The organism is Streptomyces sp. TP-A0874 (assembly GCF_001748085.1).
Classification (GTDB): domain Bacteria; phylum Actinomycetota; class Actinomycetes; order Streptomycetales; family Streptomycetaceae; genus Streptomyces.
This window is the reverse complement of record NZ_BBZK01000003.1, coordinates 337,348-362,803: the sequence shown is the minus strand read 5'-3', so window position 1 is coordinate 362,803 and position 25,456 is coordinate 337,348. Positions and strand designations below refer to the sequence as shown.

General features: G+C 70.1%; 22 protein-coding genes and 2 tRNA genes. 9 read left to right on the top strand and 15 right to left on the bottom strand.

All coding sequences use genetic code 11. From position 1 onward, the window contains the following. Positions 1–176 precede the first annotated feature (176 nt). From ndk to BGP73_RS01390, 4 genes are all read right to left on the bottom strand, one after another. Entirely contained in the window at positions 177–590 is a 414-nt protein-coding gene (ndk, locus tag BGP73_RS01405) for a nucleoside-diphosphate kinase (protein WP_069811423.1), read from the bottom strand. Between the two features lie 83 nt (positions 591–673). Continuing rightward, a complete protein-coding gene (locus BGP73_RS01400) occupies positions 674–1,027 on the bottom strand; it encodes a DUF4233 domain-containing protein (protein WP_069811421.1) in 354 nt (117 codons plus the stop codon). Between the two features lie 5 nt (positions 1,028–1,032). Then, positions 1,033–2,556: a bifunctional tetrahydrofolate synthase/dihydrofolate synthase gene (folC, locus tag BGP73_RS01395; RefSeq protein WP_069811419.1), complete on the bottom strand. Its 1,524-nt coding sequence runs from the start codon at positions 2,554–2,556 to the stop codon at positions 1,033–1,035. A gap of 47 nt (positions 2,557–2,603) precedes the next feature. Further along, positions 2,604–5,240 (bottom strand): valine--tRNA ligase, encoded by a 2,637-nt coding sequence (locus tag BGP73_RS01390; protein WP_069811418.1) that lies wholly within the window; start codon positions 5,238–5,240, stop codon positions 2,604–2,606. 116 nt (positions 5,241–5,356) lie between these two features. Here BGP73_RS01390 and BGP73_RS01385 point away from each other — a divergent pair, with 116 nt between their 5' ends. Both BGP73_RS01385 and BGP73_RS01380 read left to right on the top strand, forming a co-directional pair. Further along, the gene (locus BGP73_RS01385) at positions 5,357–6,292 is read left to right on the top strand and encodes a hypothetical protein (protein ID WP_069811416.1); all 936 of its coding nucleotides are present in this window, start codon (positions 5,357–5,359) and stop codon (positions 6,290–6,292) included. 27 nt (positions 6,293–6,319) lie between these two features. Beyond that, positions 6,320–7,303, top strand: coding sequence for a hypothetical protein (locus BGP73_RS01380; protein WP_069811414.1), 984 nt, complete (start codon positions 6,320–6,322; stop codon positions 7,301–7,303). Positions 7,304–7,504: 201 nt separating this feature from the next. Here the strand turns inward: BGP73_RS01380 and clpX are convergent, their stop codons facing one another. The 5 genes from clpX to BGP73_RS01355 all read right to left on the bottom strand — a co-directional run bounded on the left by clpX (position 7,505) and on the right by BGP73_RS01355 (position 12,317). Beyond that, complete coding sequence (gene clpX / locus BGP73_RS01375) at positions 7,505–8,794, bottom strand: ATP-dependent Clp protease ATP-binding subunit ClpX (protein WP_069811413.1); 1,290 nt, start codon at positions 8,792–8,794, stop codon at positions 7,505–7,507. Positions 8,795–8,935: 141 nt separating this feature from the next. Then, on the bottom strand, positions 8,936–9,589 hold the full coding sequence (locus tag BGP73_RS01370) for an ATP-dependent Clp protease proteolytic subunit (RefSeq protein WP_069811411.1): 654 nt from the start codon (positions 9,587–9,589) through the stop codon (positions 8,936–8,938). 70 nt (positions 9,590–9,659) lie between these two features. Then, a complete protein-coding gene (locus BGP73_RS01365; protein WP_069811409.1) occupies positions 9,660–10,283 on the bottom strand; it encodes an ATP-dependent Clp protease proteolytic subunit in 624 nt (207 codons plus the stop codon). 300 nt (positions 10,284–10,583) lie between these two features. Next, positions 10,584–11,984 carry a trigger factor gene (gene tig / locus BGP73_RS01360; RefSeq protein WP_069811407.1) on the bottom strand — a complete coding sequence of 467 codons (1,401 nt, stop codon included), beginning with the start codon at positions 11,982–11,984 and terminating at the stop codon, positions 10,584–10,586. 256 nt (positions 11,985–12,240) lie between these two features. Further along, positions 12,241–12,317: transfer RNA gene (locus BGP73_RS01355), tRNA-Pro, on the bottom strand. 151 nt (positions 12,318–12,468) lie between these two features. On the opposite strand from BGP73_RS01355, the gene BGP73_RS01350 reads away from it, so the two are divergent. Both BGP73_RS01350 and BGP73_RS01345 read left to right on the top strand, forming a co-directional pair. Next, a tRNA-Gly gene (locus BGP73_RS01350) sits at positions 12,469–12,542 on the top strand. Positions 12,543–12,670: 128 nt separating this feature from the next. Continuing rightward, on the top strand, positions 12,671–13,036 hold the full coding sequence (locus BGP73_RS01345) for an ArsC/Spx/MgsR family protein (protein WP_069811406.1): 366 nt from the start codon (positions 12,671–12,673) through the stop codon (positions 13,034–13,036). 378 nt (positions 13,037–13,414) lie between these two features. Here the strand turns inward: BGP73_RS01345 and BGP73_RS01340 are convergent, their stop codons facing one another. Next, positions 13,415–13,609, bottom strand: a complete 195-nt coding sequence (locus tag BGP73_RS01340) for a hypothetical protein (RefSeq protein ID WP_069811404.1) — start codon at positions 13,607–13,609, stop codon at positions 13,415–13,417. 102 nt (positions 13,610–13,711) lie between these two features. On the opposite strand from BGP73_RS01340, the gene BGP73_RS22935 reads away from it, so the two are divergent. The 3 genes from BGP73_RS22935 to BGP73_RS01330 all read left to right on the top strand — a co-directional run bounded on the left by BGP73_RS22935 (position 13,712) and on the right by BGP73_RS01330 (position 17,098). Continuing rightward, a complete protein-coding gene (locus BGP73_RS22935; protein WP_170837725.1) occupies positions 13,712–13,879 on the top strand; it encodes a hypothetical protein in 168 nt (55 codons plus the stop codon). Positions 13,880–14,144: 265 nt separating this feature from the next. Further along, positions 14,145–15,344, top strand: a complete 1,200-nt coding sequence (locus BGP73_RS01335) for an acyltransferase family protein (RefSeq protein ID WP_069811402.1) — start codon at positions 14,145–14,147, stop codon at positions 15,342–15,344. A gap of 521 nt (positions 15,345–15,865) precedes the next feature. Then, positions 15,866–17,098, top strand: coding sequence for a cation:proton antiporter (locus tag BGP73_RS01330; protein WP_069812042.1), 1,233 nt, complete (start codon positions 15,866–15,868; stop codon positions 17,096–17,098). 114 nt (positions 17,099–17,212) lie between these two features. Here the strand turns inward: BGP73_RS01330 and BGP73_RS01325 are convergent, their stop codons facing one another. The 4 genes from BGP73_RS01325 to BGP73_RS01310 all read right to left on the bottom strand — a co-directional run bounded on the left by BGP73_RS01325 (position 17,213) and on the right by BGP73_RS01310 (position 20,660). Further along, the gene (locus tag BGP73_RS01325) at positions 17,213–18,316 is read right to left on the bottom strand and encodes a PP2C family protein-serine/threonine phosphatase (RefSeq protein WP_244501041.1); all 1,104 of its coding nucleotides are present in this window, start codon (positions 18,314–18,316) and stop codon (positions 17,213–17,215) included. Between the two features lie 285 nt (positions 18,317–18,601). Beyond that, positions 18,602–19,435: an Fpg/Nei family DNA glycosylase gene (locus tag BGP73_RS01320; protein WP_069811398.1), complete on the bottom strand. Its 834-nt coding sequence runs from the start codon at positions 19,433–19,435 to the stop codon at positions 18,602–18,604. Positions 19,436–19,438: 3 nt separating this feature from the next. Continuing rightward, on the bottom strand, positions 19,439–19,927 hold the full coding sequence (locus tag BGP73_RS01315; protein WP_069812041.1) for a ribose-5-phosphate isomerase: 489 nt from the start codon (positions 19,925–19,927) through the stop codon (positions 19,439–19,441). Between the two features lie 133 nt (positions 19,928–20,060). Beyond that, a complete protein-coding gene (locus tag BGP73_RS01310) occupies positions 20,061–20,660 on the bottom strand; it encodes a biotin transporter BioY (protein ID WP_069811396.1) in 600 nt (199 codons plus the stop codon). A 410-nt stretch (positions 20,661–21,070) separates the two neighbouring features. Between BGP73_RS01310 and BGP73_RS01305 the strand changes: the two genes are divergently transcribed. Next, a complete protein-coding gene (locus BGP73_RS01305) occupies positions 21,071–21,712 on the top strand; it encodes a superoxide dismutase (protein WP_069811394.1) in 642 nt (213 codons plus the stop codon). 264 nt (positions 21,713–21,976) lie between these two features. On the opposite strand, the gene BGP73_RS01300 is transcribed toward BGP73_RS01305, so the two are convergent. Further along, positions 21,977–22,615, bottom strand: coding sequence for a mycothiol-dependent nitroreductase Rv2466c family protein (locus tag BGP73_RS01300; protein ID WP_069811393.1), 639 nt, complete (start codon positions 22,613–22,615; stop codon positions 21,977–21,979). Between the two features lie 185 nt (positions 22,616–22,800). Between BGP73_RS01300 and pepN the strand changes: the two genes are divergently transcribed. Further along, positions 22,801–25,410, top strand: a complete 2,610-nt coding sequence (gene pepN, locus BGP73_RS01295; RefSeq protein ID WP_069811391.1) for an aminopeptidase N — start codon at positions 22,801–22,803, stop codon at positions 25,408–25,410. The last annotated feature ends 46 nt before the right edge of the window (positions 25,411–25,456 follow it).

Sequence of the window (25,456 nt, the reverse complement as noted above, 5' to 3'; positions counted from 1 at the left end):
CCCGCTCACGACTGCGCGGTGCTAGGGCCCTCCGCCATTGTCGGCGGAAGCGGTGCCACCTCCCGCCATGGTGACGCCGTGTCGGAGCAATGCGTTCCCCCGATCGGCTCAAATATGCTGGGCGGCGGCCGAATTCCTGTGGTCCAGGCACCAGCCGGGTAAGGACCGACGGGGCCTCAGGCGAAATCGGGGAAGAAGAGTTTGATCTCCCGCTCCGCGGACTCCTCGGAGTCCGAGGCGTGGATGAGGTTCTCCCGCACCACGGTGCCGAAGTCGCCCCGGATGCTGCCCGGCGCGGCGGCGATCGGGTCGGTGGGGCCGGCCAGGGTCCGCAGTCCCTCGATGACCCGCTCCCCTTCGACGACCATCGCCACGGACGGCCCGGAGGCCATGAACTCCATCAGCGGCTCGTAGAAGGGCTTGCCCTGGTGCTCGCCGTAGTGCTGCTCGAGGGTGTCCTGCGCCAGCCGGCGGAGTTCCAACGCGGTGATCGACCAGTCGGCCTTGCGCTCGATCCGGCCGAGGATCTCGCCGACCAAGCCCCGCCGGACCGCGTCGGGCTTGAGAAGAACGAGGCTGCGCTGGGTCATGGTGTACGGCTCCAGGATCTCTGAGCGGTCGGGGAGGTGACGCGCAGAATACCTGGTCGCCCCGGTGCCTCCGGCACCCGGGATCAGGAGGGGGAGCCGGTGTCCGCCGCCAGCCGGGCGCGGCGGGCCTTCGCCTCGTCGATCTTGCGGCCGAAATGGACCGAGGCCCACCACAGTCCGGCGAAGCACAGCCCGAGGGCGAACATCGCCGGGATCACGAAGCCGCTGGCCACCAGCGCCGCCTGGAGCACCCAGCCGATCTGCACGGCCCCGGGGCGGGACAACATGCCGCAGAGCAGCAGGCACAGCACCATCGCCACACCGCTGACCGTCCACACGGTGCCGGTCGACACGTCGGACAGCTGCATCGCGACCAACGCGGCGAGACCGATCACGAAGAACTCGCCCACCAGCGTCGAGGCACACAGAGTTCGCAAGGTATTCAGCCCTTCCTCAACAGCAGCCGGGCCTCGCCGACAGTGATCACCGAGCCGGTCACCAGCACTCCGGCACCGGCGAACTCGCCCTCCTCCTCGGCGAGTGTGATCGCCGACTCCAGCGCGTCGTCGAGCCGGGGCTCCACCCGCACCCGGTCCGGGCCGAAGACCTCGACCGCGACGGCCGCCAGCTCGTCCACGTCCATCGCACGGTAGCTGGAGTTGCCGCAGACCACGACTTCGGCGAAGACCGGCTCGAAGGCCTCCAGCACGCCCCGCACGTCCTTGCCCTCGCTCGCGCCGACCACGCCGATCAGGCGGCTGAAGCCGAACGCCTCGGTCACCGCGTCCGCCACCGCCCGCGCGCCGCCCGGGTTGTGCGCGGCGTCCAGCACGACGGTCGGACTGCTGCGCACGACCTCCAGGCGGCCCGGGGAGAGCGCGGAGGCGAAGGCCGAACGGACGGCGTCCAGGTCGAGGGTGCGGGCCTGCTGGGCGCCGATGCCGAAGAAGGCCTCCACGGCGGCGAGCGCTACCGCGGCGTTGTGCGCCATGTGGGCGCCGTGCAGCGGCAGGAAGACATCCGGGTACTCGCCGCCCAGCCCGCGCAGCGTCAGCAGCTGGCCGCCGACCGCCACCTCGCGGCTCAGCACGCCGAACTCCATGCCCTCCCGGGCCACGGTGGCGTCCACCTCCACGGCCTTCTTCAGCAGCACCTGGGCCGCGTCGACCGGTTGCTGGGCGAGGACCACGGTCGCGCCCCGCTTGATGATCCCGGCCTTCTCCACGGCGATCTCCCCGGGCGTGGCGCCGAGCCGGTCGGTGTGGTCCAGGTCGATCGGCGTCACCACGGCCACACCGGCGTCGATCACGTTGGTCGCGTCCCAGCTGCCGCCCATGCCGACCTCGACGACGGCCACGTCCACCGGGGCGTCGGCGAAGGCCGCGTAGGCCATGCCGGTGAGCGCCTCGAAGAAGGAGAGGCGGTGTTCCTGGGCCGCGTCGACCATCGCCAGGTAGGGCTCGATGTCGCGGTAGGTCGCCAGGAACCGCTCGGCGTCCAGCGGCGCCCCGTCCACGCTGATCCGCTCGGTGACGGACTGCACATGCGGGCTGGTGTAGCGGCCGGTGCGCAGGTCGAGCGAGGTCAGCAGCGCCTCGATCAGGCGGGCGGTGGTGGTCTTGCCGTTCGTCCCGGTGATGTGGATCGACGGATAGGCGCGCTGCGGATCGCCCATCACGTCCATCAGCGCCTCGATCCGGGTGAGGGAGGGGTCGAGCCGGGTCTCCGGCCACCGGCCGGCCAGCTCCGCCTCCACCTCCCGCAGCGCCCGGTCGACCTCCGGGTCCTCGGGGCGGGCCGGTACGCCGTCACCGGGCGGCGGGCCCGCCTGGGTGCGCAGGGTACGACTGCCGGCTTCGATCACCGCGAGGTCGGGGTCGCGGCCGGTCTCGGCCCCGACGATCTCGTCGAAGGCGTCGGGGCCGGTCTGGGGCTCGGGGTCCTCATGGGGGGCGCGGTCGCTCACAGCGGACAGTCTACGGACCGCGCCGCCCCGAGGAGACGACCGGCCGGTCAGGCGCCGGGGAGCGCCGCCAGTTGGGCGGAGATCCGTTCGATATCGGCCTCCGCCGTCTGCCGCCGGCCGCGGATCTTGTCCACCACCTGCTCCGGCGCCTTGGCCAGGAAGGACTCGTTGCCGAGCTTCGCCGTGGTCTGCGCCAGCTCCTTCTCCGCCGCCGCGAGGTCCTTGGTCAGCCGCTTGCGCTCCGCCTCGACGTCGATCGCACCGGAGAGGTCGAGGGCGACCCTGGCCCCCGCCACCGGCAGGGTGGCGGTGGCGTTGAAGCCCTCGGTCTCCGGCTGCAGCCGGAGCAGCTGGCGAATGGCGTCCTCGTGCGCCCCCAACGCGGTGCCGGCGAGCTCCAGCCGGGCCGGAACCTTCTGCCCCGGCTGGAGCCCCTGGTCTGCCCGGAACCGCCGCACCTCGGTGACGAGTTGCCGCACGGTCTCGATCTCGCTCTCGGCCGCCTGGTCCCGGAAACCGCTGTCCGTGGGCCAGTCCGCGGTGACCACCGTCTCCCGACCGGTGAGCGTGGTCCACAGCTCCTCGGTGACGAACGGGACCACCGGGTGGAGCAGCCGGAGGGTGACCTCCAGGACCTCCCCGAGCACCCGGCGCGAGGCCTCGGCGGCCGCGCCGCCCTGTTGGAAGGTGGTCTTGGTCAGCTCGACGTACCAGTCGAAGACCTCGTCCCAGGCGAAGTGGAAGAGCGTCTCGCTGAGCTTGGAGAACTGGTAGTCCTCGTAGTAGGCGTCCACCTCGGCGACCACGCTGTTCAGCCTGGAGAGGATCCAGCGGTCGGCCGCGGACAGCTCAGCCGCGGGCGGCAGCCCGCCCTCGACCGTGGCGCCGTTCATCATCGCGAAGCGGGTGGCGTTCCAGATCTTGTTCGCGAAGTTCCGGGAGGCCTGCACCCAGTCCTCACCGATCGGCACGTCCGTACCCGGGTTGGCGCCGCGGGCCAGGGTGAAGCGGACGGCGTCGGAGCCGTACTCGTCCATCCAGTCCAGCGGGTCCACGGCGTTGCCAAAGGACTTCGACATCTTCTTGCCGAACTGGTCCCGGACCATGCCGTGCAGCGCGATGGTGTGGAACGGCGGGGTGCCGTCCATGGCGTAGAGGCCGAACATCATCATCCGGGCGACCCAGAAGAACAGGATGTCGTAGCCGGTGACCAGGACGGAGTTCGGGTAGAACTTCGCCAGGCTCTCGGTCCGCTCCGGCCAGCCGAGGGTGGAGAACGGCCACAGCGCCGAGGAGAACCAGGTGTCGAGGACGTCCGTCTCCTGGTGCCAGCCCTCACCGCCGGGCGGCTCCTCGTCGGGACCGACGCAGACCATCTCGCCGTCCGGCCCGTACCAGACCGGGATCCGGTGGCCCCACCACAGCTGGCGGGAGATGCACCAGTCGTGGAGGTTGTCGATCCAGCCGAAGTACCGGGACTCCATCTCCTTGGGGTGGACGGCGACCCGCCCGTCGCGCACCGCGTCACCGGCCGCCTTGGCGAGCGGGCCGGTCCTGACCCACCACTGCATGGACAGCCGGGGTTCGATCGTCGTCTTGCAGCGTGAGCAGTGCCCCACCGAGTGGGTGTACGGCCGCTTCTCCGCGGTGATCCGGCCCTCGCTGCGCAGCGCGCCGACGATCGCCGACCTGGCCTCGAACCGGTCCAGCCCCTGGAACGGACCGTGCGCGGTGATGATGCCGCGCTCGTCGAGCACTTCGAGGTTGGGCAGGCCGTGGCGGCGGCCGATCTCGAAGTCGTTGGGGTCGTGGGCGGGGGTCACCTTCACCGCACCGGTGCCGAACTCCGGGTCGACGTGCTCGTCGGCGACGACCGGGATCCGCCGCCCGGTGAGCGGGAGTTCCACCTCGGTGCCGACCAGGTGGGCGTAGCGTTCGTCCTCGGGGTGGACCGCCACCGCGGTGTCACCGAGCATCGTCTCGGCGCGGGTGGTCGCGACGACCAGCGCCGAATCCCCCTCGCCGTAGCGGATGGAGACGAGCTCGCCCTCGTCGTCCTGGTACTCCACCTCGATGTCGGAGATGGCGGTCAGGCAGCGGGGGCACCAGTTGATGATGCGTTCCGCGCGGTAGATCAGCTCGTCCTCGTAGAGCCGCTTGAAGATGGTCTGGACGGCGCGGGAGAGGCCCTCGTCCATCGTGAAGCGCTCCCGCGACCAGGCCACTCCGTCGCCCAACCGCCGCATCTGACCGGAGATCTGCCCGCCGGACTCGCTCTTCCACTTCCAGACCCGCTGGACGAACTCCTCACGGCCCAGGTCGTGCCGGGACTTGCCCTCCTTGGCCAGCTCCCGCTCCACGACGTTCTGGGTGGCGATGCCGGCGTGGTCCATGCCCGGCTGCCAGAGCGTCTCGTAGCCCTGCATCCGCTTCCGGCGGGTCAGCGCGTCGATCAGGGTGTGCTCGAAGGCGTGGCCGAGATGGAGGGAACCGGTGACGTTCGGCGGCGGGATGACGATCGTGTACGGCTCCTTGCCGCTCCCCGCGTCCGCCTCGAAGTACCCGCGAGCTACCCAGCGCTCGTAGAGCCGCCCTTCTACGTCGGCCGGCGCGTACTGGGTCGGCAGATCGATCGGGGCGCTGGGGTGGGCCCCGTCCTGGGGGCGCTGGGTGTTCTCGGTCACGGCGTCAGTGTAAGGGCGGTCGGGAGGCTGTTACGAACCCGTTGCTGCCCCGAGGTAAAGCCCACGTAAGGCGTCAGGAAGGATGGTCTCAACTGTCTCCAGAACGAGGTAATCGCATGAGCTACAACCAGCCGCCCCCGCCACCGGGCCCGTACGGAGGCGACCAGCCCACTCCCAACCCGTACGGCCAGGGCGGCGCCGCGGGCCAGCCCGGGTACGGGTACCCGCAGCAGCCGGGTCAGCCGGGCGGCTACGCCTATCCGCAGCAGCCAGGAGGTTACGGGCAGCCCCAGCAGCCCGCCGGCTACGGGCAGCCGCAGCAGGCGGGCCCCTACGGCGGGCAGCCCCCGTACGGCGCGGTGCCGCCGCCTCCCACCTCGGGCGGCGGCAACGGGAAGACGATCGGGATCATCGTCGGGGCGCTGGTGCTGGTGGCCGCGATCATCGGCGGCACGGCGTACGTGCTCAGCGGGGACGACGACGAGGGCGTCTTCTCTGACGGAAAGAAGTACAAGCTCACCACGCCGAAGACAGTTGCCTCGGAGTACGAGTTGCAGGACACCGGCTCGGACGATCCGGGCTCCAACGACCTCGACGGGGTCCCGGGCGTCTCGGACCCTGAGCCGGTGCAGGGCGAGTACTCCTCCTCCTCCAAGAAGCAGTTGATGCTGATGGGGGTCTGGGGCGGCGTGGAGAACCCCGGCCAGGTCGTGGACGCGATGTTCGTCGTGATGGAGAAGGCCGTCGGCGATGAGAACGACGGCGAGATGACGGTAGAGGCCGTGGGCAGCCCCCAGAAGATGGAGCCGGAGGGGTTGAAGGGCGCGGTCATGAAGTGCCAGAAGTACAAGCTGACGCCCGACGACCCCGGTGACGCACCCATCGACTCGATCGAGTTCCCCGCCTGCATATGGGGCGACTCCAGCACGGTGGGCGCTGTGGTGTCGGTGGATCCCGTGGCGGCCATCGCCGGTGGTGAGGTGGACCTCTCGGCAGCCGCCGAGTTGGCAGCCAAGGTGCGCAACGACGCGCGCGTCGAGATCTCCGAGTAGTCACAGCCGGCACGAGAGGAGCGCCGCATGAGCGACAACCAGTCTGGTCCCTTCGGAGGCCAGCAGCAGGGTGGCGGTCAGCCGCCGCAGGGGCCCGGGTACGGCTACCCGCAGCAGCCCCCGGCCCCGCAGGGACAGCCGGGGTACGGCTACCCTCAGCAGCCCCCGGGCCAGGCCGGGTACGGCTACCCGCCACCGGGGCAGCCGGAGGGCCACGGCCAGCAGCCCGGGGCCTTCGGGCAGCCCCAGGCCGGCCCCTACGGGCAGCCGCCCAACCCCTACGGGCCTCCCGGCGCACAGCCTCCCGGGGGCGGCAACAAGAACAAGATCATCGCGATAGTCGCCGGCTGCGCGGTGCTCGTCGCCGCGATCGTCACCGGTGGCGTACTGCTGCTGGGCTCGGACGACAAGAGCGACGACGAGGCGGACAAGCCGAAGCCGAGCACCAGCAGTTCGGCCGAGCCCTCCCCCGGCGACGAAAAGGAGGACGCCGAGGACGCTGACGACACCGACAGCGGGGCGATGAAGCTGACGACGCCCAAGACCCTGGCGGACGGCGCCTACGTGCTGGAGAAGGACACCGAGCAGCTCAAGAAGGAGGGCACGTCCGTCCAGGACCAGATGCCCCCCGGCACCATCTCGGTGCTCGGCCAGTACCGGGGCTCCGGCGACAAGAACCAGGGGCTCTCCTTCTCCGGCGCCTACGGTTACATCGGCGACCCGAAGCAGGTCCAGGACGAGATGATCGAGGGCTTCACCAGCAGTGGCAGCACGGTGGAGAAGGAGCCCGAGGAGTACCGGCCGAACGGCTCGGACGGCCCGGTGTTCCGCTGCCTGGTCGCCAAGGTGCAAGGCAGCCTCTACGCCCCGGCCTGCACCTGGGCCGAGCAGTCCAACGCCGCGATGGTGCTGGGCATCGACATCGACTACACCTCGCTCAACAGCGTCGACGTCGACGCCTTCGCCAAGGTGGCCGCGACCATCTACGAGGAGAGCCGCGTCCCGCTCTGATCGAACCGGCGGGGTGCCGTTCCCACCGCGGGAGGGCAGCCGGCGGCCGCAGGGCGTGAGAGGGGCGCCCGGTAATGGACCGGGCGCCCCTCTCCTCGTTCTCTCCAACCCGCGGTGTCCCTCTCCGGTCCAGGCTCTCGCCTCCGCGCTTCAGCGCCCTCCCGGACGGAGCACCCGCCTGTGCCGTGGGAAGCCGCCGCCTCAGGCGCTCTTCTCGTGCCGCTCACCCGACTCGCCGCCACGGCTGCGGGGCACCAGCGTCGGGTTGACGTTGGAGTGCACGACCTCCTCGGTGATGACCACCCGGGCCACGTCCTTACGGGAGGGCACCTCGTACATCACCGACATCAGCACCTCCTCCATGATGGCGCGCAGTCCGCGCGCGCCGGTGCCGCGCAGGATCGCCTGGTCGGCGATGGCCTCGAGCGCCGGGCGGTCGAACTCCAGCTCCACCCCGTCGAGTTCGAACAGCCGCTGATACTGCCGAACCAGGGCGTTGCGCGGCTCGACGAGGATCTTCAGCAGCGCTTCCCGGTCGAGGTTGTGCACCGAGGTGATGACCGGCAGCCGCCCGATGAACTCCGGGATCATCCCGAACTTCACCAGGTCCTCCGGCATGACCTCCTGGAACTGGTCGCTGCTGTCGATCTCCCGCTTGGAGCGGATCGTCGCCCCGAAGCCGATCCCCTTGGCCCCGGCGCGGGACTCGATGATCTTCTCCAGCCCCGCGAAGGCGCCCCCCACGATGAAGAGCACGTTGGTGGTGTCGATCTGGATGAACTCCTGGTGCGGGTGCTTCCGTCCGCCCTGCGGCGGCACGGAGGCGCTGGTGCCCTCCAGGATCTTCAACAGCGCCTGCTGGACGCCCTCGCCGGAGACATCGCGTGTGATCGATGGGTTCTCGCTCTTCCGGGCGACCTTGTCGATCTCGTCGATGTAGATGATCCCCGTCTCGGCCTTCTTGACGTCGTAGTCGGCGGCCTGGATCAGCTTGAGCAGGATGTTCTCGACGTCCTCGCCGACGTAGCCGGCCTCCGTCAGGGCCGTGGCGTCGGCGATGGCGAACGGTACGTTGAGCATCCTGGCGAGGGTCTGGGCGAGCAGCGTCTTCCCCGAGCCGGTCGGGCCCAGCAGAAGGATGTTGGACTTGGCGAGCTCGATGCCGTCCTCACGGCCGTCCCGGCCGCCGTTCTTCCCCGCCTGCACCCGCTTGTAGTGGTTGTAGACCGCGACCGAGAGCGCCTTCTTCGCGGCCTCCTGCCCGACGACGTACCCCTCGAGGAACTCGGAGATCTCCCGCGGCTTGGGCAGTTCCTCCCAGCGGGCCTCGGAGGACTCGGCCAGCTCCTCCTCGATGATCTCGTTGCAGAGGTCGATGCACTCGTCGCAGATGTAGACGCCGGGCCCCGCGATGAGTTTCTTCACCTGCTTCTGGCTCTTGCCGCAGAACGAGCACTTGAGCAGGTCGCCACCGTCACCGATGCGTGCCACGAGGTGCTTCCCCTTCGCCTGGGATCTGCAACGCTTGCGCAGACCCGGGTGCTTGCCTATCGACGGTACCTTGCCGGACCCCCTGTCCGGGCCCCCCTTGGACCGACTCGGTCCAAGGGGGGATCCTTCGGCACTGCTCGATCAGAAAGAAACAGAAGACTTCCGAGTCGAAACGATCTGGTCGATCAGACCGTACTCGAGCGACTCCTCCGCGGTAAGGATCTTGTCGCGCTCGATGTCGTCCCGGATCTTCTCGATCGGAGTCGTCGAGTGCTTGGCCAGCATGTCCTCCAGCTGGGTACGCATCCGGAGGATCTCGTTGGCGGCGATCTCCAGGTCGGACACCTGACCGCGACCGGTCTCGCTGTACGGCTGGTGGATCAGGATGCGGGCGTTCGGCAGGGCCATCCGCTTGCCGGGGGTGCCGGCCGCGAGCAGCACGGCCGCGGCCGAGGCCGCCTGTCCCATGCAGACCGTCTGGATGTCCGGCTTCACGAACTGCATCGTGTCGTAGATGGCGGTGAGCGCGGTGAACGAGCCGCCGGGCGAGTTGATGTAGATCGAGATGTCACGGTCCGGGTCGATCGACTCCAGGCACAGCAGCTGCGCCATGACGTCGTTCGCCGAGGCGTCGTCGATCTGCACGCCGAGGAAGATCACGCGCTCCTCGAAGAGCTTGGCGTACGGGTCGTACTCGCGCACCCCCTGCGAGGTGCGCTCGACGAAACGCGGAACGATATAGCGGGACTCGGCGACGGGGCCCTGGAAGAGGCCGCTGCCGGGGTTGTTGCTCATATAGGTGTTCACCGTCCTGGAGGCGGATCAGATCAGTGGCTGGCTCGTCGGCTGTGCGGCGGCTGGAGGCTCAGCTGGAGGCTCCGGTGCCGCCACCGCCCGGCACGTCGGAGGCGGAGGCCATGACCTCGTCCACCAGCCCGTACTCCCTGGCCTCCTCGGCGGAGAACCAACGGTCCCGGTCGGAGTCACGGATGACCTGCTCGACGGTCTGGCCGGTGTGCAGGGCGGTGAGCTCCGCCATCTTCTTCTTGGTGCGCAGCAACTGCTCCGCGTGGATCTTGATGTCGGAGGCCGAGCCGGCCAGGCCCGCCGAGGGCTGGTGGATCAGGATCTCCGCGTTCGGCAGGGCGAAGCGCTTCCCCGGGGTACCGGCGCTCAGCAGGAACTGCCCCATGGAGGCGGCCAGGCCCATGGCGATGGTGACCACGTCGTTCTTGATGTACTGCATGGTGTCGTAGATCGCCATGCCGGCCGTGATCGAGCCGCCCGGGGAGTTGATGTAGAGGTAGATGTCCTTGTCCGGTTCGGCGGCAAGGAGCAGCAGCTGCGCCGTGATCCTGTTGGCGATCTCGTCGTCGACCTGCTGGCCGAGGAAGATGATCCGCTCCCCGAGCAGCCGGTTGTAGACCTGGTCGCCGAGGCCACCGAAGGTCGGCTCGCCGGCGGCGGCGGAAGGCTTCAGATTCGTCACGTATCCACCTGCTCGTAGTTTGACGGCCGCGCGCCGTCTCAGCGTCTTCTTCGGGTGCGGGGCCGATGCTCCGGTACCCTCCGGCACCGTGGCGAAGGCTCTCCCACCCTTCTGTCTACGGACCTTAACGCGCAGGTGGGACTACGCCATCCCGCACAGAGAGCTGTTCGCTGTCAGCGCATGCCCGCACCGGGCGCCGGCGGCCCGTGCAGGGGCCCGACGCACTCGGGCCCGTCCGTCGTCGACCCGCTCGTGGGTGGGGTCGACGGCGTACGGGCCCGGGCACGGTTCCGATGGGGCTCAGGCGTCCTTCTGCTCCTCGGCCTTCGCCGCCTCGGAGCCGGAGTCCGCGGACTCGGGGGCGCTCTCGGCGGCCTCCTCGTCCTCTTCCTCGTCCTCCAGGTGGACCGGCTCGCCGTTGCTGTCGACCACCTTGGCGGCCTCGACCACGGTGGCGAGCGCCTTGCCGCGGGCCACCTCGCCGACGAGCATCTGCACCTGGCCGCCCTCGACGACCGCCTGGGCGAACTGGTCGGGGCTCATACCGGAGGACTGGGCACGGCGCACCAGGTGCTCGGTGAGTTCCTCCTGCCCGACCGACAACTGCTCCTTCTTCACCAGCTCGTCCAAGACGAACTGGGTGCGGATGCCCTTCTCCGCCTGCTCCTTGAGCTCGGCCTCGAACTCCTCGGCGGTCTTCTCCTGGATCTTGAGGTAGGCGTCGAGGTCCAGGCCCATCTGGGCGAGTTGGTGGTTCTCCAGGTTGTGCTTGCGCGTGCCGATCTCGTCCTCGAGGAGCTTCTCCGGGACGGGCACCTCGACCAGGCCGAGCAGGGCCTCGAGCACCTTCTCCTGGGCCTCGGTGGCCTGCTCGTAGCGCCGGGCCTCCTCAAGCCGCTTGCGGCTGTCGGCCCGGAGCTCCTCCAGGGTGTCGAACTCGCTCGCCAGCTGGGCGAAGTCGTCGTCGAGCTCCGGGAGTTCACGCTCAGCCACCGCGCTGACATCGACCTTGACCTCGGCCTCCTTGCCCTGGGCGGAGCCGCCCTTGAGCTCGGAGGTGAAGGTGGCGCTACCACCGGCCTCCAGGCCGGTGACGGCCTCGTCGATGCCGTCGAGCAGCTCACCGGAGCCGATGGTGTAGCTGACGCCCTTGGCGACGCCGTCCGGCAGGACCTCACCGTCGACCTTGGCCTCGAGGTCGACGGTGACGACGTCGCCCTCGGCCGCGGCACGCTCCACCGGGGTGGTGGAGGCGAAGCGCTCACGCAGCTGCTGGACGGAGTTCTCCACGTCCTCGTCGGACACCTCGACCGCGTCGACGGTGACCTCGATGCCGGAGTAGTCCGGGATCTCGATGGTCGGCCGGACGTCGACCTCGGCGGTGAAGGAGAGCAGCTCGCCGTCCTTCAGCTCGGTGATGTCCACCTCGGGCTGGCCCAGGGGGTCGATCTCCCCCTCGCTGACCGCCTCGGTGTAGAGCTTCGGGAGCGCGTCGTTGACCGCCTCCTCGAGCACCGCACCGCGACCGAACCGCTGGTCGATGATGCGGGCCGGGACCTTGCCCTTGCGGAAGCCCGCCACCGTGACCTGCTGGTTGATCTTCTTGTACGCCGCGTCGAGGCTGGGCTTGAGCTCCTCGAAGGGCACCTCGACAGTGAGCCGAACCCGAGTCGGGTTCAGGGTCTCCACGGCGCTCTTCACGGTTCGGTCTCCTTGGGGCTGATTTCTTGGGTTCTGCTGAGATTCAGCTGAGACGTCCCGCATTCGATACTCGGTCGAGCCGGGACACGGGGACGCGGTCTGCATAGTAACCGCAAGGGCGATCGTGCCCATAAATCGGATCCGGATAAGAACCCGCGCGGGCGGGAAGCCCGGGCTGACGGCGCCCCCGGGCCGGGACGAACCGCTGCTCTCCGCGGCGCGGTGGAGATCGGCGCCGCGGTCCTTCTTCGCGTTGTGGTCGGGGTGGCCGGATTCGAACCGACGACCTTCCGCTCCCAAAGCGGACGCGCTACCAAGCTGCGCCACACCCCGTCGGTGCGAGACGTAGGGTACATGGCCCGTGGCGCTTCGGCTGCCATCCCCCGGCTCCCCGGCCAGCGGGTGTGCGCAGGAGCCCTGCGACCCGCTACGATGCATTCCGTGCCGCGACGGCGGTCGGCTCCGCCGATCGGCCGCGGCGCTCGCGGGCGTAGCTCAATGGTAGAGCCCCAGTCTTCCAAACTGGCTACGCGGGTTCGATTCCCGTCGCCCGCTCCATGACCTCCCGGCCCGGCTCGGCTTCGCCGCCGAGTTGGGCCGAGGTCGTTCCAGGGGGCCGGGTCGGGCGGAAGCCCTCGGCGGGGAAACGGGGCGGCGGTCACCGCGGGCTTTGTAGGGTTCCCCTCATGGAGATCTGGGTGAACCCCGCCTGCTCGAAGTGCCGCTCGGCCGTTCGCCTGCTCGACGAGGCCGGGGCGGAGTACACGGTGCGACGCTATCTGGACGATCCGCCGAGCCCGGCCGAGCTGCGCCGGGTGCTGGACCGGCTGGGCCTCGAACCATGGGACATCACGCGCCTCAGGGAACCGCAGGCCGTCGAGTTGCAGATGAAGAGCTGGCCTCGGGAGGCCGCCGAGCGCGAGCGGTGGATCGAGGCGCTGTCCGCACATCCGAAGCTGATCCAGCGGCCGATCATCACCGCGGACGACGGCACGGCCTCGGTCGCCCGCAGCGATGAGGCGGTACGGGAGGCGCTCGGTCGCGGCGACTAGTGCTGCGTCAGGCAACGTTCGCCCACTGAGGAACGGCGTTCGGTGTGTGTGATCGCAAGGCGGCCGGAAGTTCTCGTGGCGGCTCCACCCGGGCTTTCGTGCAACGCTGCGAGCTGGGGGTCCCCTGCTGGAAGAGCTCGGGGGAAGGTGCCGGGCGGCGCGACGGAGCGAACGCTGCCTGTATGCGGCACGTGTCCGAGCACCGGCGGCGGCCGTCCCCGTTTCCGGTGCTCAGGTGCGGTGCCCTCGGGCATGTGCCGCGCCGTGGGCGCTCCGCAGTCAGGGCCCGCCGGCCCCGGTGTCGCCCGCTCCGCCCGCCGGGCGCGAGCGACCCGTCCCCCGCGCCCGAAGGGCGGACGGGACGGGCGGAGCCACGGCTCAGAAGTTGATCTGGTTGATTGTTTCCGCTATCGAGTCGAGGAATCTCTTGATCGACGGCGCCATGCCCGTCGAGGCGAGGAAGAAGCCGAAGAGCACGGCCACCGCCGCCGGCCCCGGTTTGAGCGCCTTGCTCCGCATCAGGACGACCAGAATGACCGCCAATACGAGCACGGCTGATAGCGAAATGACCACAACTGATCACACCCTCGGTCGGAACGACTTGCCGGCCCGGGAGTGCACCCCCGCACGCCCCGCCAGGAACCATCGTGCCACCAACCCGGTTGGAGTATGTCCGTGCTGACGAATCGTCGGCTGTCGTCCCGCCGCTCCGCCGGGACCGTCCGCACCGGCCGGGCGGCACCCGGGGACTCGCGCTGGGAGATCGACCACTCCTGCCCCGCTTTGGCCACCGTCTGGAGCGGTGAAGCCCGACCGCTGCCTCCGGTTGTGAAGATCGAGTGACCACGAGGAGGGGAGGAGGAGGGGAAAGCGAATAAACAACCCGCCGGATCACCACATCGCACACCAACGGCCGAATGCCGGTAATGGCTCAGGGGGAACGGGGTAACTGTTCGATTAACAGAGAGGAGCGAGCGAAGGTTTTACGGACTCCGCCTTCCAACGTTATGGTGCCTGAGATGTTCCACGTCGCCCCTATCCCCCCGTACCCACCCACTTACCTGGTGCAGTCCAGGATCATCTCCCCCAGCTCCTGGTGGGAGGGTCTGTGACCAACACGCTGCACCCCCACGGCGGCCCCGACTCCCCACCGCAGGCACAGGAGGCAGCGGCCGAGGCCCCGGAGCCGGACGAAAGCGCCAGACCGGAGCGCAAGGAGCCGCCCGCCAAGGGCGGCCAGGGCAGACCGAAGCAACGGGACGCGTTCTTCGACAACGCGAAGTATCTGGCGATCGTCCTGGTCGCCATGGGCCACGCCTGGGAGCCGCTGACGCACAGTAGTCGGGCGGCCGCCGCGCTTTACATGGTGGTCTACACCTTCCATATGCCGGCGTTCATCCTCGTCTCCGGCTACTTCTCCCGCAGCTTCGACATGCGGCCGGACCGGCTGCGCCGCCTGATCACCGGTGTGGCCGTGCCCTATGTGGTGTTCGAGGTCGCGTACAGCCTGTTCAAGCGCTGGGCCGACGACGACCCCACCCACCCGATCAGCCTGCTCGACCCCTGGTACCTGACCTGGTTCCTGGTCGCCCTCTTCATCTGGCGGCTCACCACCCCGCTGTGGAAGGTGGTCAAGTGGCCGGTGCCGCTCGCCCTGGCGATGGCGGTGCTCGCCTCCGTCTCGCCGGACATCGGCAACGACCTGGACCTCCAACGAGTGCTGCAGTTCATGCCGTTCTTCGTGATCGGCCTGTCCATGAAGCCCGAACACTTCCAGCTGATGCGCCGGCGTGAGATCAGGATCCTCTCCGTGCCGGTCGCCGTGGTGGCCTGTGCCTTCGCCTACTGGGCGGCCCCGCGGATGAACACGGCCTGGTTCTACCACCGGGACAGCGCCCAGGAGCTCGGCGCCCCGTGGTGGAGCGGCGTGGTCATGACCTTCGCGCTCTTCGGCTGCTCGATGCTCCTGGCCGCCTGCTTCTTCTCCTGGGTCCCCCGCCGGAAGACCTGGTACACGGTGCTCGGCGCGGGGACGCTCTACGGCTACCTCCTGCACGGCTTCCTGGCCAAGGGCTCCCGGTTCTGGGACTGGTACGAGGTCCCGTGGGTGCGGACGCCGGGCGGCGCCGTCGTGGTGACGCTCATCGCGGGCGTCATCATCACCCTGCTGTGCACCCCACCGGTGCGACGGGCGCTCCGGTTCACCATGGAGCCCCGGATGGAATGGGCGTTCAAGACCGACGCCACGCAGCTGGCGCGGGAGCGCGGAACCACGCCACGGAAGGCCGAGGAGAAGGTCACGGCCTGAGCCGAGCTCCCCCGGTCCGCCGGACCGGGCACCGCACGACCCCTGGCCTACTCGGCCAGGGGAACGACTCCGAACGGGTCGGCCCCGGAGGTACACACCTCCGGGGCCGACCCGTTTCCATACCCCGCCCGCACGGAACCGGAGGCGGCCGGCCCCACCCCTCCCCCTGCCGCGGGCGCCCTCTTCCCCGATCCGCCGGGCGGTCGTCGCCCCAGGGCCGGAAGGCCGCGCCGAGGAGCGGCCCACCGGAGCCGCCGGGGCCTCACCCGGGCAGTCCGAGCCACACCTCGGACTGCTGGCGCGGAGCTCCAAAGTCGTTTGTTAATCTAAGCATTAACGCTTTCTTGATGCCCTCTTGACGACTTCTTGACTGCGGTCGTCGCGCGCCCCCGAGGAGGAACCATCCGCGCACTGACAGCCACGAGCACCGCAGCCGTCCGCTCACCCCGCGTCCTGCCCCGCACCCGCAACCCCACCGCTGGCAGGCGATGAGCATGGGTCATCCGGACACCCTGCTCGCCATGGGCGGCGCCTTCCTCGCCGCCGCGTTCCTCGCCCGCGTCGGCCGACGTATCGGGCTGCCGACCATCCCGTTGTTCATCCTCGCCGGCATCCTCCTCGGCCCGCACACACCAGGTTTCGTGCTCCTCCACGACCCCAACGACCTGGAGATGCTCTCCGCTCTCGGCCTGGTGCTCCTGCTCTTCTACCTGGGCCTCGAGTTCCACATGGACGACCTGAAGAGCGGCGGCCGCAAGATGGCCGTGGCCGGCACCTCCTACGTCCTGCTGAACTTCGGCGCCGGTCTCGGCTTCGGCTTCCTGCTGGGATGGGGCACCTCGGAGGCGCTGCTGCTCGCCGGTGTCCTGAGCTTCTCGTCCTCGGCGATCGTCACCAAGGTGCTGGTCGACCTCGGACGGATCGGCCGGCCGGAGACCAAACCCATCCTCGGCATCACGGTGATCGAGGACATCTACCTCGCCGTCTACCTGGCCGTACTCCAGCCGGTCATCTCCGGCGCCGACAGCGCCGCCTCGGCGATGATCCAGATGGGCAAGGCCTTCGGCTTCCTGCTGCTCCTGGCCATCGCGGCCCGCTGGTGCCTCGGCTTCATCGGCCGGCTCATCGGCACCAAGGACAACGAGCTGCTGGTGATCTCCTTCGTGGGTGCCGCGGTGCTGGTCGCCGGCGTCTCCGAGAAGTTCGGAGTGGTCGACGCCATCGGCGCGTTCATGGTCGGCCTGATGCTCGGCAACACCACCTCGGGTGACCGGATCCGCGAACTCGTGCTACCGCTTCGGGACGCCTTCGGCGCGATCTTCTTCTTCGCCTTCGGGCTCTCCATCGCGCCAAGTGACATGCCCACCGTGATGTGGCCGGTGATCATCGCCGTGCTGGTGACCATCGTCGTGAACATCATCTCCGGACTGGTCGCGGCCCGGCTCTACCGCTTCGGCGCCTATCCCGCGGCCAACGTCGCCACCACGCTGGTGGCGCGTGGCGAGTTCGCTCTCATCCTCGCCACGATGGCCGCACTCGCCGGACTGGACGAGCGGCTCTCCCCCTTCATCGCCGGATACGTCCTGATCATGGCGGTACTCGGCCCGCTGGCCGCAGGACGTTCGCACTGGCTGGCCAGGCTGCTGCCGGGCGGTCGAGCCACCCCACCAGACCTCTATCCGGCCGACGAGCAGGAGGAACCGGCCGGCGGGAGCGGCGAGCCGGACCCGGCCCAGCGGGCCGCCACCTCATAGGCGCGAGCCGGTCAGCCCTCGGGCCGGCCGCCGTGCGGCGGGGCGTACTCCGATTCGGGGTACGCCCCATGCTTCTTCCCGGCTTACCCGATCGCCCGGCCTCCGGTGCCCCGGTCAGTCCCGGCAGAGGAGCAGCAGCGCCCGGTCGTCGTTGACGTCCTTCGCGACCGCCTCGATCAGGTGCCAGGCCGCACCGCGGAAGCTGGAGGTGATGTAGCGGTCGGCTTCTCCGGTGAGCCGGTCGATGCCCTCCGCCAGCTCGCGGTCGGCGGACTCGACCAGCCCGTCGGTGAACAGCATCAGCACGTCCCCGGGGCGCAGGGTGCCTTTGACCGAGTCGAACTGCGCCCCGTCGTACACCCCGAGCAGCGGGCCCTCGGCGCCTTTCTCCTCCCACCGTCCGGTTCCGGCGATGAGTTGCAGCCCGGGTGGGTGCCCCGCGGAGAGCAGCTCGTAGTCTCCGCTGTCGAGGTCGAGGACGAGGTGGATCGAGGTGGCGAAGCCTTCGTCCCAGTCCTGCCGCAGGAGGTAGCCGTTGGCGGCCGGGAGGAAGTTGTGCGGGGGCAGCGAGCCGAGCAGTCCGCCGAAGGCACCGGACAGCAGCAGGGAGCGGGAGGCCGCGTCCATGCCCTTGCCGGACACGTCGGTCAGCACCACCTCGAGGGTGCGCCCGCCGTTGGTCCGGGCCGCGACGACGAAGTCGCCGGAGAAGGACTGGCCTCCGGCCGGGCGCAGCGCCATCTCGTGGTGCCAGCCCTTCGGCAGCCGCGGCAGCTTGCTCTGGACGCGGATCCGCTCGCGGAGGTCGAAGAGCATGGTGCCGCCGCGCCGCCACGGCACCCCGACCCGGCTCCGGAACTGTGCGATGACCAGCCCGGCGAAGCCGACGGCGGCCACCACCAGGATCGTTCCGGGGGTGACCCGACCCGGTCCCCGGGTATAGGGGCCAAGCAGCGCGGACTCGACGATCAGCGCCGTGGCGGAGGCCGCGTACAGCAGCAGCAGACTTGAGGGCCGCAGCAGCAGCCCGCCGACCACGATCGGCAGGACGAGCGCGGCCGGCGGGCACCAGACGGGGGTACTCACCGTCAGGATGGCGATGGCGGGCACGGTGAGCAGCAGCGCGGCCAGTACGATCCAGTCGGAGCCGTCGCCGCGGAAGTAGTCGACCCCTGCTCGGCGCAGGCCGATTCGGGCCCGGTGCAGCGTTTTGCGCATTCGGGCCGTGAAAGTCTCAACTCCCGCGACGCGTGCCATTTCACCGGGACCCTATCCACCCGTTCGGCGGTGCGTCGATTCGCGGCGCGCCGAACCACACCCCGGTGCCGTCCGGGCACGGGGCAGAAGCAGCCAGAAGAACCCGCGTAAGCGTTGCCGCGGAGCCTTTCACAGACGCTGCCCACGGCGGCGCGCCGCAAACCGGCTTCGGGTCACCGAAGTGGTGTCCGGTGGGGGGCCAAGCCGGGCTCGGTTCAGGGGAGTTGGGTTCCCGGGCCGGCGGTCTCAGCGCCGTTGGCAGCCGGGGCACCAGAAGAGGTTGCGGGCGGCGAGTTCGGCGATACGCACCGGCTCGCCGCAGACCAGGCAGGGCTGCCCGGCCCGCCGGTAGACGTAGACCTCGCCGCCGTGGTCGTCGACGCGGGGCGGCCGGCCCATCGCCTCGGGCGTGTGCTCGGGTCGTACGGTGTCGATCCGGCTGTCGCGGACGCCCTGCCGCATGAGGGTCGACAGGTCGGACCAGAGGGTGTCCCATTCACCGCGGTCCAGGTCCCGGCCGGCGCGGTAGGGGTCGATGCCGTGGCGGAAGAGCGCTTCGGCCCGGTAGACGTTGCCGACGCCCGCGATGACCTTCTGGTCCATCAGCAGTGCGGCGATGCTGCTGCGGCTGCGGGATATCCGGGCCCAGGCGGGCTCCCCGGCGGCGGGCTCGCCGGCCGGGGATCGCAGCGGATCCGGGCCCAGGCGCTGGTGGACGGCTCGCTTCTCGTCCTCGGTGATCAGTGCGCAGAGGTTGGGGCCGCGCAGGTCGGCCCAGTGGCCGCCGTCCCCGGTGCCGCCGACGAGGCGCAGCCGGACGGCGCCCACCGGCGCCGGCGCCGGGCCGGCACCGAAGCGGAGCGATCCGTACAGACCGAGGTGGACGTGGACCCAGCCACCGTCCTCGAAGCCGAGGAAGAGGTGTTTGCCGTGGGCGTCGGTTTCCTCGAGGAGGCGTCCGTCGAGCAGGGCGGCGCCGTCGGAGAACTTCCCCTGCGGGCTGCTGGCCCGCACCGGCCGGCCCGCGAAGCGCAGCCGGCAGTCCGCGGCGAGCCGGTGGATGATGTGCCCCTCGGGCACCGGTCAGTCCTGGGCCGGGTGGTGGGCGGGGATGTCCGGCAGTGTCCCTTCGTTCTCGTAGGCGCTCAGCATCTCGATACGGCGGGTGTGGCGCTCCTCGCCGGAGTACGGGGTGTTCAGGAAGACCTCGACGAACCCGGTGGCCTCCTCGGCGGTGTGCATCCGGCCACCGATGCTGATCACGTTGGCGTTGTTGTGCTCCCGCCCGAGAGCCGCGATCTCCTTGTTCCAGACCAGCGCGGCGCGTACGCCCCTGACCTTGTTGGCCGCCATGGCCTCCCCGTTTCCGGAGCCGCCGATCACGATCCCCAGGCTCTCCGGGTCCGCGGCCGTGCGCTGGGCGGCTCGGAGGCAGAAGGGCGGGTAGTCGTCCTGGGCGTCGTAGATGTGCGGGCCGCAGTCGACGGGGTCGTGGCCCTGAGCCCGGAGCCACTCGACGAGGTGGTTCTTGAGTTCGAAGCCGGCGTGATCGGAGCCGAGGTAGACGCGCATGGCGCAGAGTCTGCCATGGGCCCGGGCGGGCACGCGTTCCCGGGTGGCCAGCACGTTCGCGGTTCGCCCGGTGCCGGTGCCCGCCACCGGGCGGGCACCGGCACCTGTTCTTCGCCTCTCCCGGTGGCCGGTGTCAGCCCCTGCGCCCCGCGAGCTTCCAGGCGGTGGGCAGCGCGCCCATCGCCAGGGCCGCCTTGAGGGCGTCGCCGATCAGGAACGGGACCAGTCCGGCGGCGACGGCCTCGCCGAGCGAGAGGTCGGCCGCGACCGCCAGATAGGGCACACCGACCGCGTAGATCACCGCCGAGCCGAGCGCCATGGTGCCCGCGGTGCGCAGCACGTGCCGGTCGCCGCCGCGGCGGGCCAGCGCGCCGACGAGGGTGCCGGCCAGCAGCATGCCGAGGACGTAGCCGAAGGAGGGGGCGAGGGCTCCGGAGCTGGCCTCCGCGAACCACGGCACGCCGACCATGCCCATCACGGTGTAGAGGGCGAGCGAGAGGAAGCCGCGGCCGGTTCCGAGCGAGGCGCCGACGAGCAGCGCGGCGAAGGTCTGGCCGGTCACCGGGACCGGCGAACCCGGAACCGGCACGACGAGTTGCGCGGCGACCCCGGTGAGGGCCGCGCCGCCGAGGACCAGGGCCGCGTCCCGGACCCGCGCCCGGGTGGCGGTGGCGGCGGGCAGCAGGTCGGCGAGGACCGTACCCGGGTGGGTGGTGACAGTGGTGCTGCTCATCAGGATCGCTCCAGCGAGTGAGGTGGACGAGGGCGCGGACCGGGCGGCCCGGGCCGCCGGGCGGCGGCACCCGGCCGGGGGACGGAGGTGTGGAGTTCGGACAGCGGGGCACGGCGGCGCCGCCTCCCGGGGTCAGACGCTAGCCCAGGAGTCAACGGTCGTTCACCGTCTGCCGTAGACAAAGGCCGCTCGGCGGGCTTGGTGACATCCACACAACGGGCGGCTCACCGGCGTTCCGCGCCCGCCTGGCCCGCGGCGTGATCCTGCTCACCCGCACGCTCCCCGTGACGGGGACGCCTCTCGGCCGCGCACCTCCTGGGCTCGGATCGGGCGACCTCCCCCACCGGAAGATCTATTGCTGTTAGCCTGCACTTGCAATTGATGCGCAACAGTGGAGGGCAAGGCTCGGTATGGCTACCTACACACTCCCTGAACTCCCCTACGACTACTCCACCTTGGAGCCGGTCATCAGCGGCGAGATCATCGAGCTGCACCACGACAAGCACCACGCGGCGTATGTCAAGGGCGCGAACGACACACTCGAGCAGTTGGCCGAGGCCAGGGAGAAGGACCAGTGGGGCGCGCTCAACGCGCTGGAGAAGAACCTCGCGTTCCATCTCTCCGGCCACATCCTGCACAGCATCTACTGGCGGAACATGTCCGGCGACGGCGGCGGTGAGCCGCTGGAGAAGGACGGCACCGGAGAGCTGGCCGACGCCATCGCCGAGCACTTCGGTTCCTTCGCCCGGTTCAAGGCGCAGCTCTCCAAGGCCTCCGCCAGCACCCAGGGATCCGGCTGGGGGGTCCTCGCCTACGAGCCGGTCAGCGAGCGGCTGATCGTGGAGCAGGTCTACGACCACCAGGGCAACGTCGGCCAGGGGAGCATCCCGATCCTGGTCTTCGACGCCTGGGAGCACGCCTTCTACCTGCAGTACCGCAACCAGAAGGTCGACTTCATCGAGGCGATGTGGCAGGTCGTCAACTGGCAGGACGTCTCCGAGCGCTATCTCGCCGCCAAGGAGCGGGCCGCCGGGCTCATCGTCGCCCCCTGACGACCCGCGGCGCCACTCCGGCGGGAGCGGGAGACGCGCCCGCTGTCGCGCACCAGACCGCGAACTCCGCGTACCGCACCGTCCGGGTCCGCCCCGGCCGGTGACGTCGCAGGCCCCTGCTCGTGATCGTCTTCTCACCCTTCACGGCAGGCGGAAGGCGAGGCCCCCGCACGGTCCGTGCCGTGCGGGGGCCTCGCCGTCCCTCCTCCGAGCGTCGGCGAGCGGTGCCCGCCCCGGGCCGGGTGCCAGAGGACGGGACGGTGGTCAGTCGAAGGACGGCCGCTCGGTGCGGGTCCGCTTGATCTCGTAGAAGCCCGGGGTCGAGGCGACCAGCAGGCTGCCGTCCCACAGCCGGGCCGCGGCCTCCCCCTTGGGGGCGGGCGTGACCACCGGGCCGAAGAAGGCGACCTGCTCGCCCTCGGGGCCCGGCACCGCGATCACCGGTGTGCCGACGTCCTGCCCGACCAGCTCGATGCCCTTCTGGTGTGAGGCCCTCAGCTCCGCGTCGTAGCGGTCGGAGTCGCCCGCCTCTGCCAGCTCGGCGGGCAGACCGGTGTCGCGCAGAGCCGCCTCGATCACCTCGCGGCCGCGCCCCTCGCCCCGGTTGTGGAAACGGGTGCCGAGCGCCGTGTAGAGCCGTCCGAGCACCTCGCTCCCGTGCTCCTGCTCGGCTGCGACGCAGACCCGTACCGGAGCCCAGGCCGTCCTGATCGTCTCCTGGTACTCCTTGGGCAACTCGTCCATCCGGGGCTCGTTGAGGACCGCCAGGCTCATCACGTGCCAGCGCACCTCCACCGCTCGGACCTTCTCCACCTCGGCCATCCAGCGCGAGGTCAGCCAGGCCCAGGGGCAGATGGGGTCGAACCAGAAGTCGGCAGGGGTCTTCTCGGGTGCGGTGGTCACGGAGCTCCTCCTCAGGAGAGTCGGGACAGCGGTCGTGGGCCGTTCGGACGGCGGCGCTTGAGGGGGAACCAGGCCGCAGCCCCCACCATTCCCGCACCGGCGTCCGTCGGACCTCCGTGACACTATGGCGATGTCCGGAGAATGAGACGCGGATATTCAGCCGTGAAGAGAACGAAGGAGCCGTCGTGCCCGGTGAGAACTTGACCCGTGACGAGGCCCGTGAACGGTCCAGGCTGCTGTCCGTGGACGGTTACGAGATCGCCCTCGATCTGCGGTCGGCCACCGGGGAGGCGGCTGAGGAGCCCCGGACCTTCCGGTCCACCACCACCATTCGCTTCCGCTGCGCCGAGCCCGGCGCCGCCACCTTCGTGGACCTGCTCGCCCCCGCGGTGGACTCCGCGGTGCTCAACGGCAGGCGGCTGGACCCGGCCGCCGCCTTCGACGGTACCCGGCTCGAGCTGGAGGACCTGCGGGCGGAGAACGTCCTCACCGTCGACGCCCGCTGCGCCTACAGCCGTACGGGTGAGGGGATGCACCGCTTCGTCGACCCCGCGGACGGCGAGGTCTACCTCTACACCCAGTACGAGCCGGCCGACGCACGCCGGGTGTTCGCCAACTTCGAGCAGCCGGACCTCAAGGCGCCCTTCTCCTTCTCGGTGACGGCTCCGGAAGAGTGGACGGTGCTGAGCAACGGCGCGCAGGACGGCGGGGTCTCACCCGCGGCCGACGGAGCCGGCGCGACCTGGCGGTTCCTGCCCACCGAGCCGATCTCCACCTACATCACCACGGTGCTCGCCGGCCCCTACCACCTGGTGCGCGACGACTACCGCCGGGTCTTCGAGGACGGCACCGAGCTGGAGATCCCGCTGGCCGCGCTCTGCCGCAGGAGCCTCGCCCCGCACTTCGACGCGGACGACATCTTCACCGTCACCAAACAGGGACTGGACTTCTTCCACGAACACTTCGACTACCCGTACCCCTTCGGGAAGTACGACCAGGCGTTCGTGCCCGAGTACAACCTGGGGGCGATGGAGAACCCGGGCTGCGTCACCTTCAACGAGGCGTTCGTCTTCCGCGGGAAGGTGACCGACACCTCCTACGAGAACCGGGCCACCGTCATCCTCCACGAGATGGCCCACATGTGGTTCGGCGACCTGGTCACCATGGAGTGGTGGGACGACCTGTGGCTCAAGGAGTCCTTCGCCGACTTCATGGGCACCTTCTCGTTGGTGGAGTCGACCCGCTTCCGCGACGGCTGGATCACCTTCGCCAACCGCCGCAAGGCGTGGGCCTACCGGGCCGACCAACTGCCCTCCACCCACCCGATCACGGCCGACATCCGCGACCTTGAGGACGCCAAGCTCAACTTCGACGGCATCACCTACGCCAAGGGCGCGGCCGTGCTCAAGCAACTGGTGGCGTACGTCGGCCGGGACGCCTTCCTGGAGGGCGCCCGCCGCTACTTCAAGCGGCACGCCTACGGCAACACCCGGCTGGAGCACCTGTTGTCGGTGCTGGAGGAGACCTCCGGCCGGGACATGGCGGCCTGGTCGCGGGCCTGGCTGCAGACCTCGGGCGTCAACACCCTGACCCCGCAGGCCACCTACGACGCCAACGACCGGATCACCCAGCTGACCGTCCACCAGGAGGCCGACCCGGCCGCCGACGGCACGGTGCGGCTGCGCCCCCACCGGGTGGCGGTCGGCCTGTACCACCGCCCCGACGCCGGCGGCTCCCTGGTCCGCTACGCCCGCGCGGAGCTGGACGTGACCGGTCCGAGCACCGTCGTCGAGGAGCTGACCGGCGTCCAGCGGCCAGAGCTGATCCTGGTGAACGACGAGGACCTGACCTACTGCAAGACCCGCTTCGACGAGGTCTCGCTCGACACCCTCCGCCACCACCTCGGCGACCTGAGCGAACCGCTGGCCCGGGCGCAGTGCTGGACGGCGCTGTGGAACCTCACCCGGGACGCGCTGATGCCGGCCCGGGACTTCCTCGACCTGGTGCTGCGCTGCGCCGGCGGGGAGAGCGACATCGGCGTGCTGCAGATGGTGCACGCCTGGGCCCGGTCGGCGCTGGTCCACTACACCGCGCCGGAGCGCCGGGAGCGCAGCGCCCGGGCGTTGGCGGAGGGTGCCCTCGGCGAACTGCGGCTCGCCGCTCCCGGTAGCGACCACCAGTTGGCCTGGGCGCGGTTCTTCGCCCAGGTGGCGGGCGAGTCGGCCGATCTCCAACTGCTGCGGGGGCTGCTCGCGGGCTCCGCGAAGATCGACGGGCTGGAGGTCGACCAGGAGCTCCGCTGGGCCTTCCTGGAGCCACTGGCCGCGCACGGTCTCGCGGACGACACGGTGCTCACCGCGGAGCTGACCCGCGACAACACCGCCTCGGGCCAGCGCCACCACATGCGCTGTCTGGCGGCCCGCCCGTCCACCAAGGTCAAGGCGGAGGCGTGGGCCGATGTCATCGAGTCGGACCGGCGCTCGAACGCGCTGGTCGCCTCGGTTGTCGCCGGCTTCAACCAGTCGGGGCAGCGGGAGCTCCTCGCTCCGTACGCGCCCCGGTACTTCGAGATGCTGGAACGGGTCTGGCAGGAGCGTTCCATCGAGATCGCGATGGAGATCGTCCGGGGCTTCTTCCCGGCGCTCCAGGCCGACCAGAAGACTCTGGACCTGGCCCGGGACTGGCTGGAGCAGCACCCGGACGCCCCGCCCGCCCTACGCCGGCTGGTGCTGGAGGCACAGGACGATCTGGCGCGCGGACTGCGCGGTCAGGCGTGCGACGCCGCGGCGGGCTGATCCCGGCCCGCCTCGGCTCGCAGCAGCCCGCTGACGGGGGCCGCGC

Bases quoted from the DNA above. Each gene is read 5' to 3' on its own strand.
- BGP73_RS01385 (WP_069811416.1), top strand. From the start codon at position 5,357: ATGAGCTACAACCAGCCGCCCCCGCCACCGGGCCCGTACGGAGGCGAC.
- BGP73_RS01310 (WP_069811396.1), bottom strand. From the start codon at position 20,660: ATGAGCAGCACCACTGTCACCACCCACCCGGGTACGGTCCTCGCCGAC.
- ndk (WP_069811423.1), bottom strand. From the start codon at position 590: ATGACCCAGCGCAGCCTCGTTCTTCTCAAGCCCGACGCGGTCCGGCGG.
- BGP73_RS01315 (WP_069812041.1), bottom strand. From the start codon at position 19,927: ATGCGCGTCTACCTCGGCTCCGATCACGCCGGCTTCGAACTCAAGAAC.
- BGP73_RS01305 (WP_069811394.1), top strand. From the start codon at position 21,071: ATGGCTACCTACACACTCCCTGAACTCCCCTACGACTACTCCACCTTG.
- BGP73_RS01370 (WP_069811411.1), bottom strand. From the start codon at position 9,589: ATGAGCAACAACCCCGGCAGCGGCCTCTTCCAGGGCCCCGTCGCCGAG.
- BGP73_RS01330 (WP_069812042.1), top strand. From the start codon at position 15,866: ATGGGCGGCGCCTTCCTCGCCGCCGCGTTCCTCGCCCGCGTCGGCCGA.
- BGP73_RS01380 (WP_069811414.1), top strand. From the start codon at position 6,320: ATGAGCGACAACCAGTCTGGTCCCTTCGGAGGCCAGCAGCAGGGTGGC.
- BGP73_RS01345 (WP_069811406.1), top strand. From the start codon at position 12,671: ATGGAGATCTGGGTGAACCCCGCCTGCTCGAAGTGCCGCTCGGCCGTT.
- BGP73_RS01325 (WP_244501041.1), bottom strand. From the start codon at position 18,316: ATGCGCAAAACGCTGCACCGGGCCCGAATCGGCCTGCGCCGAGCAGGG.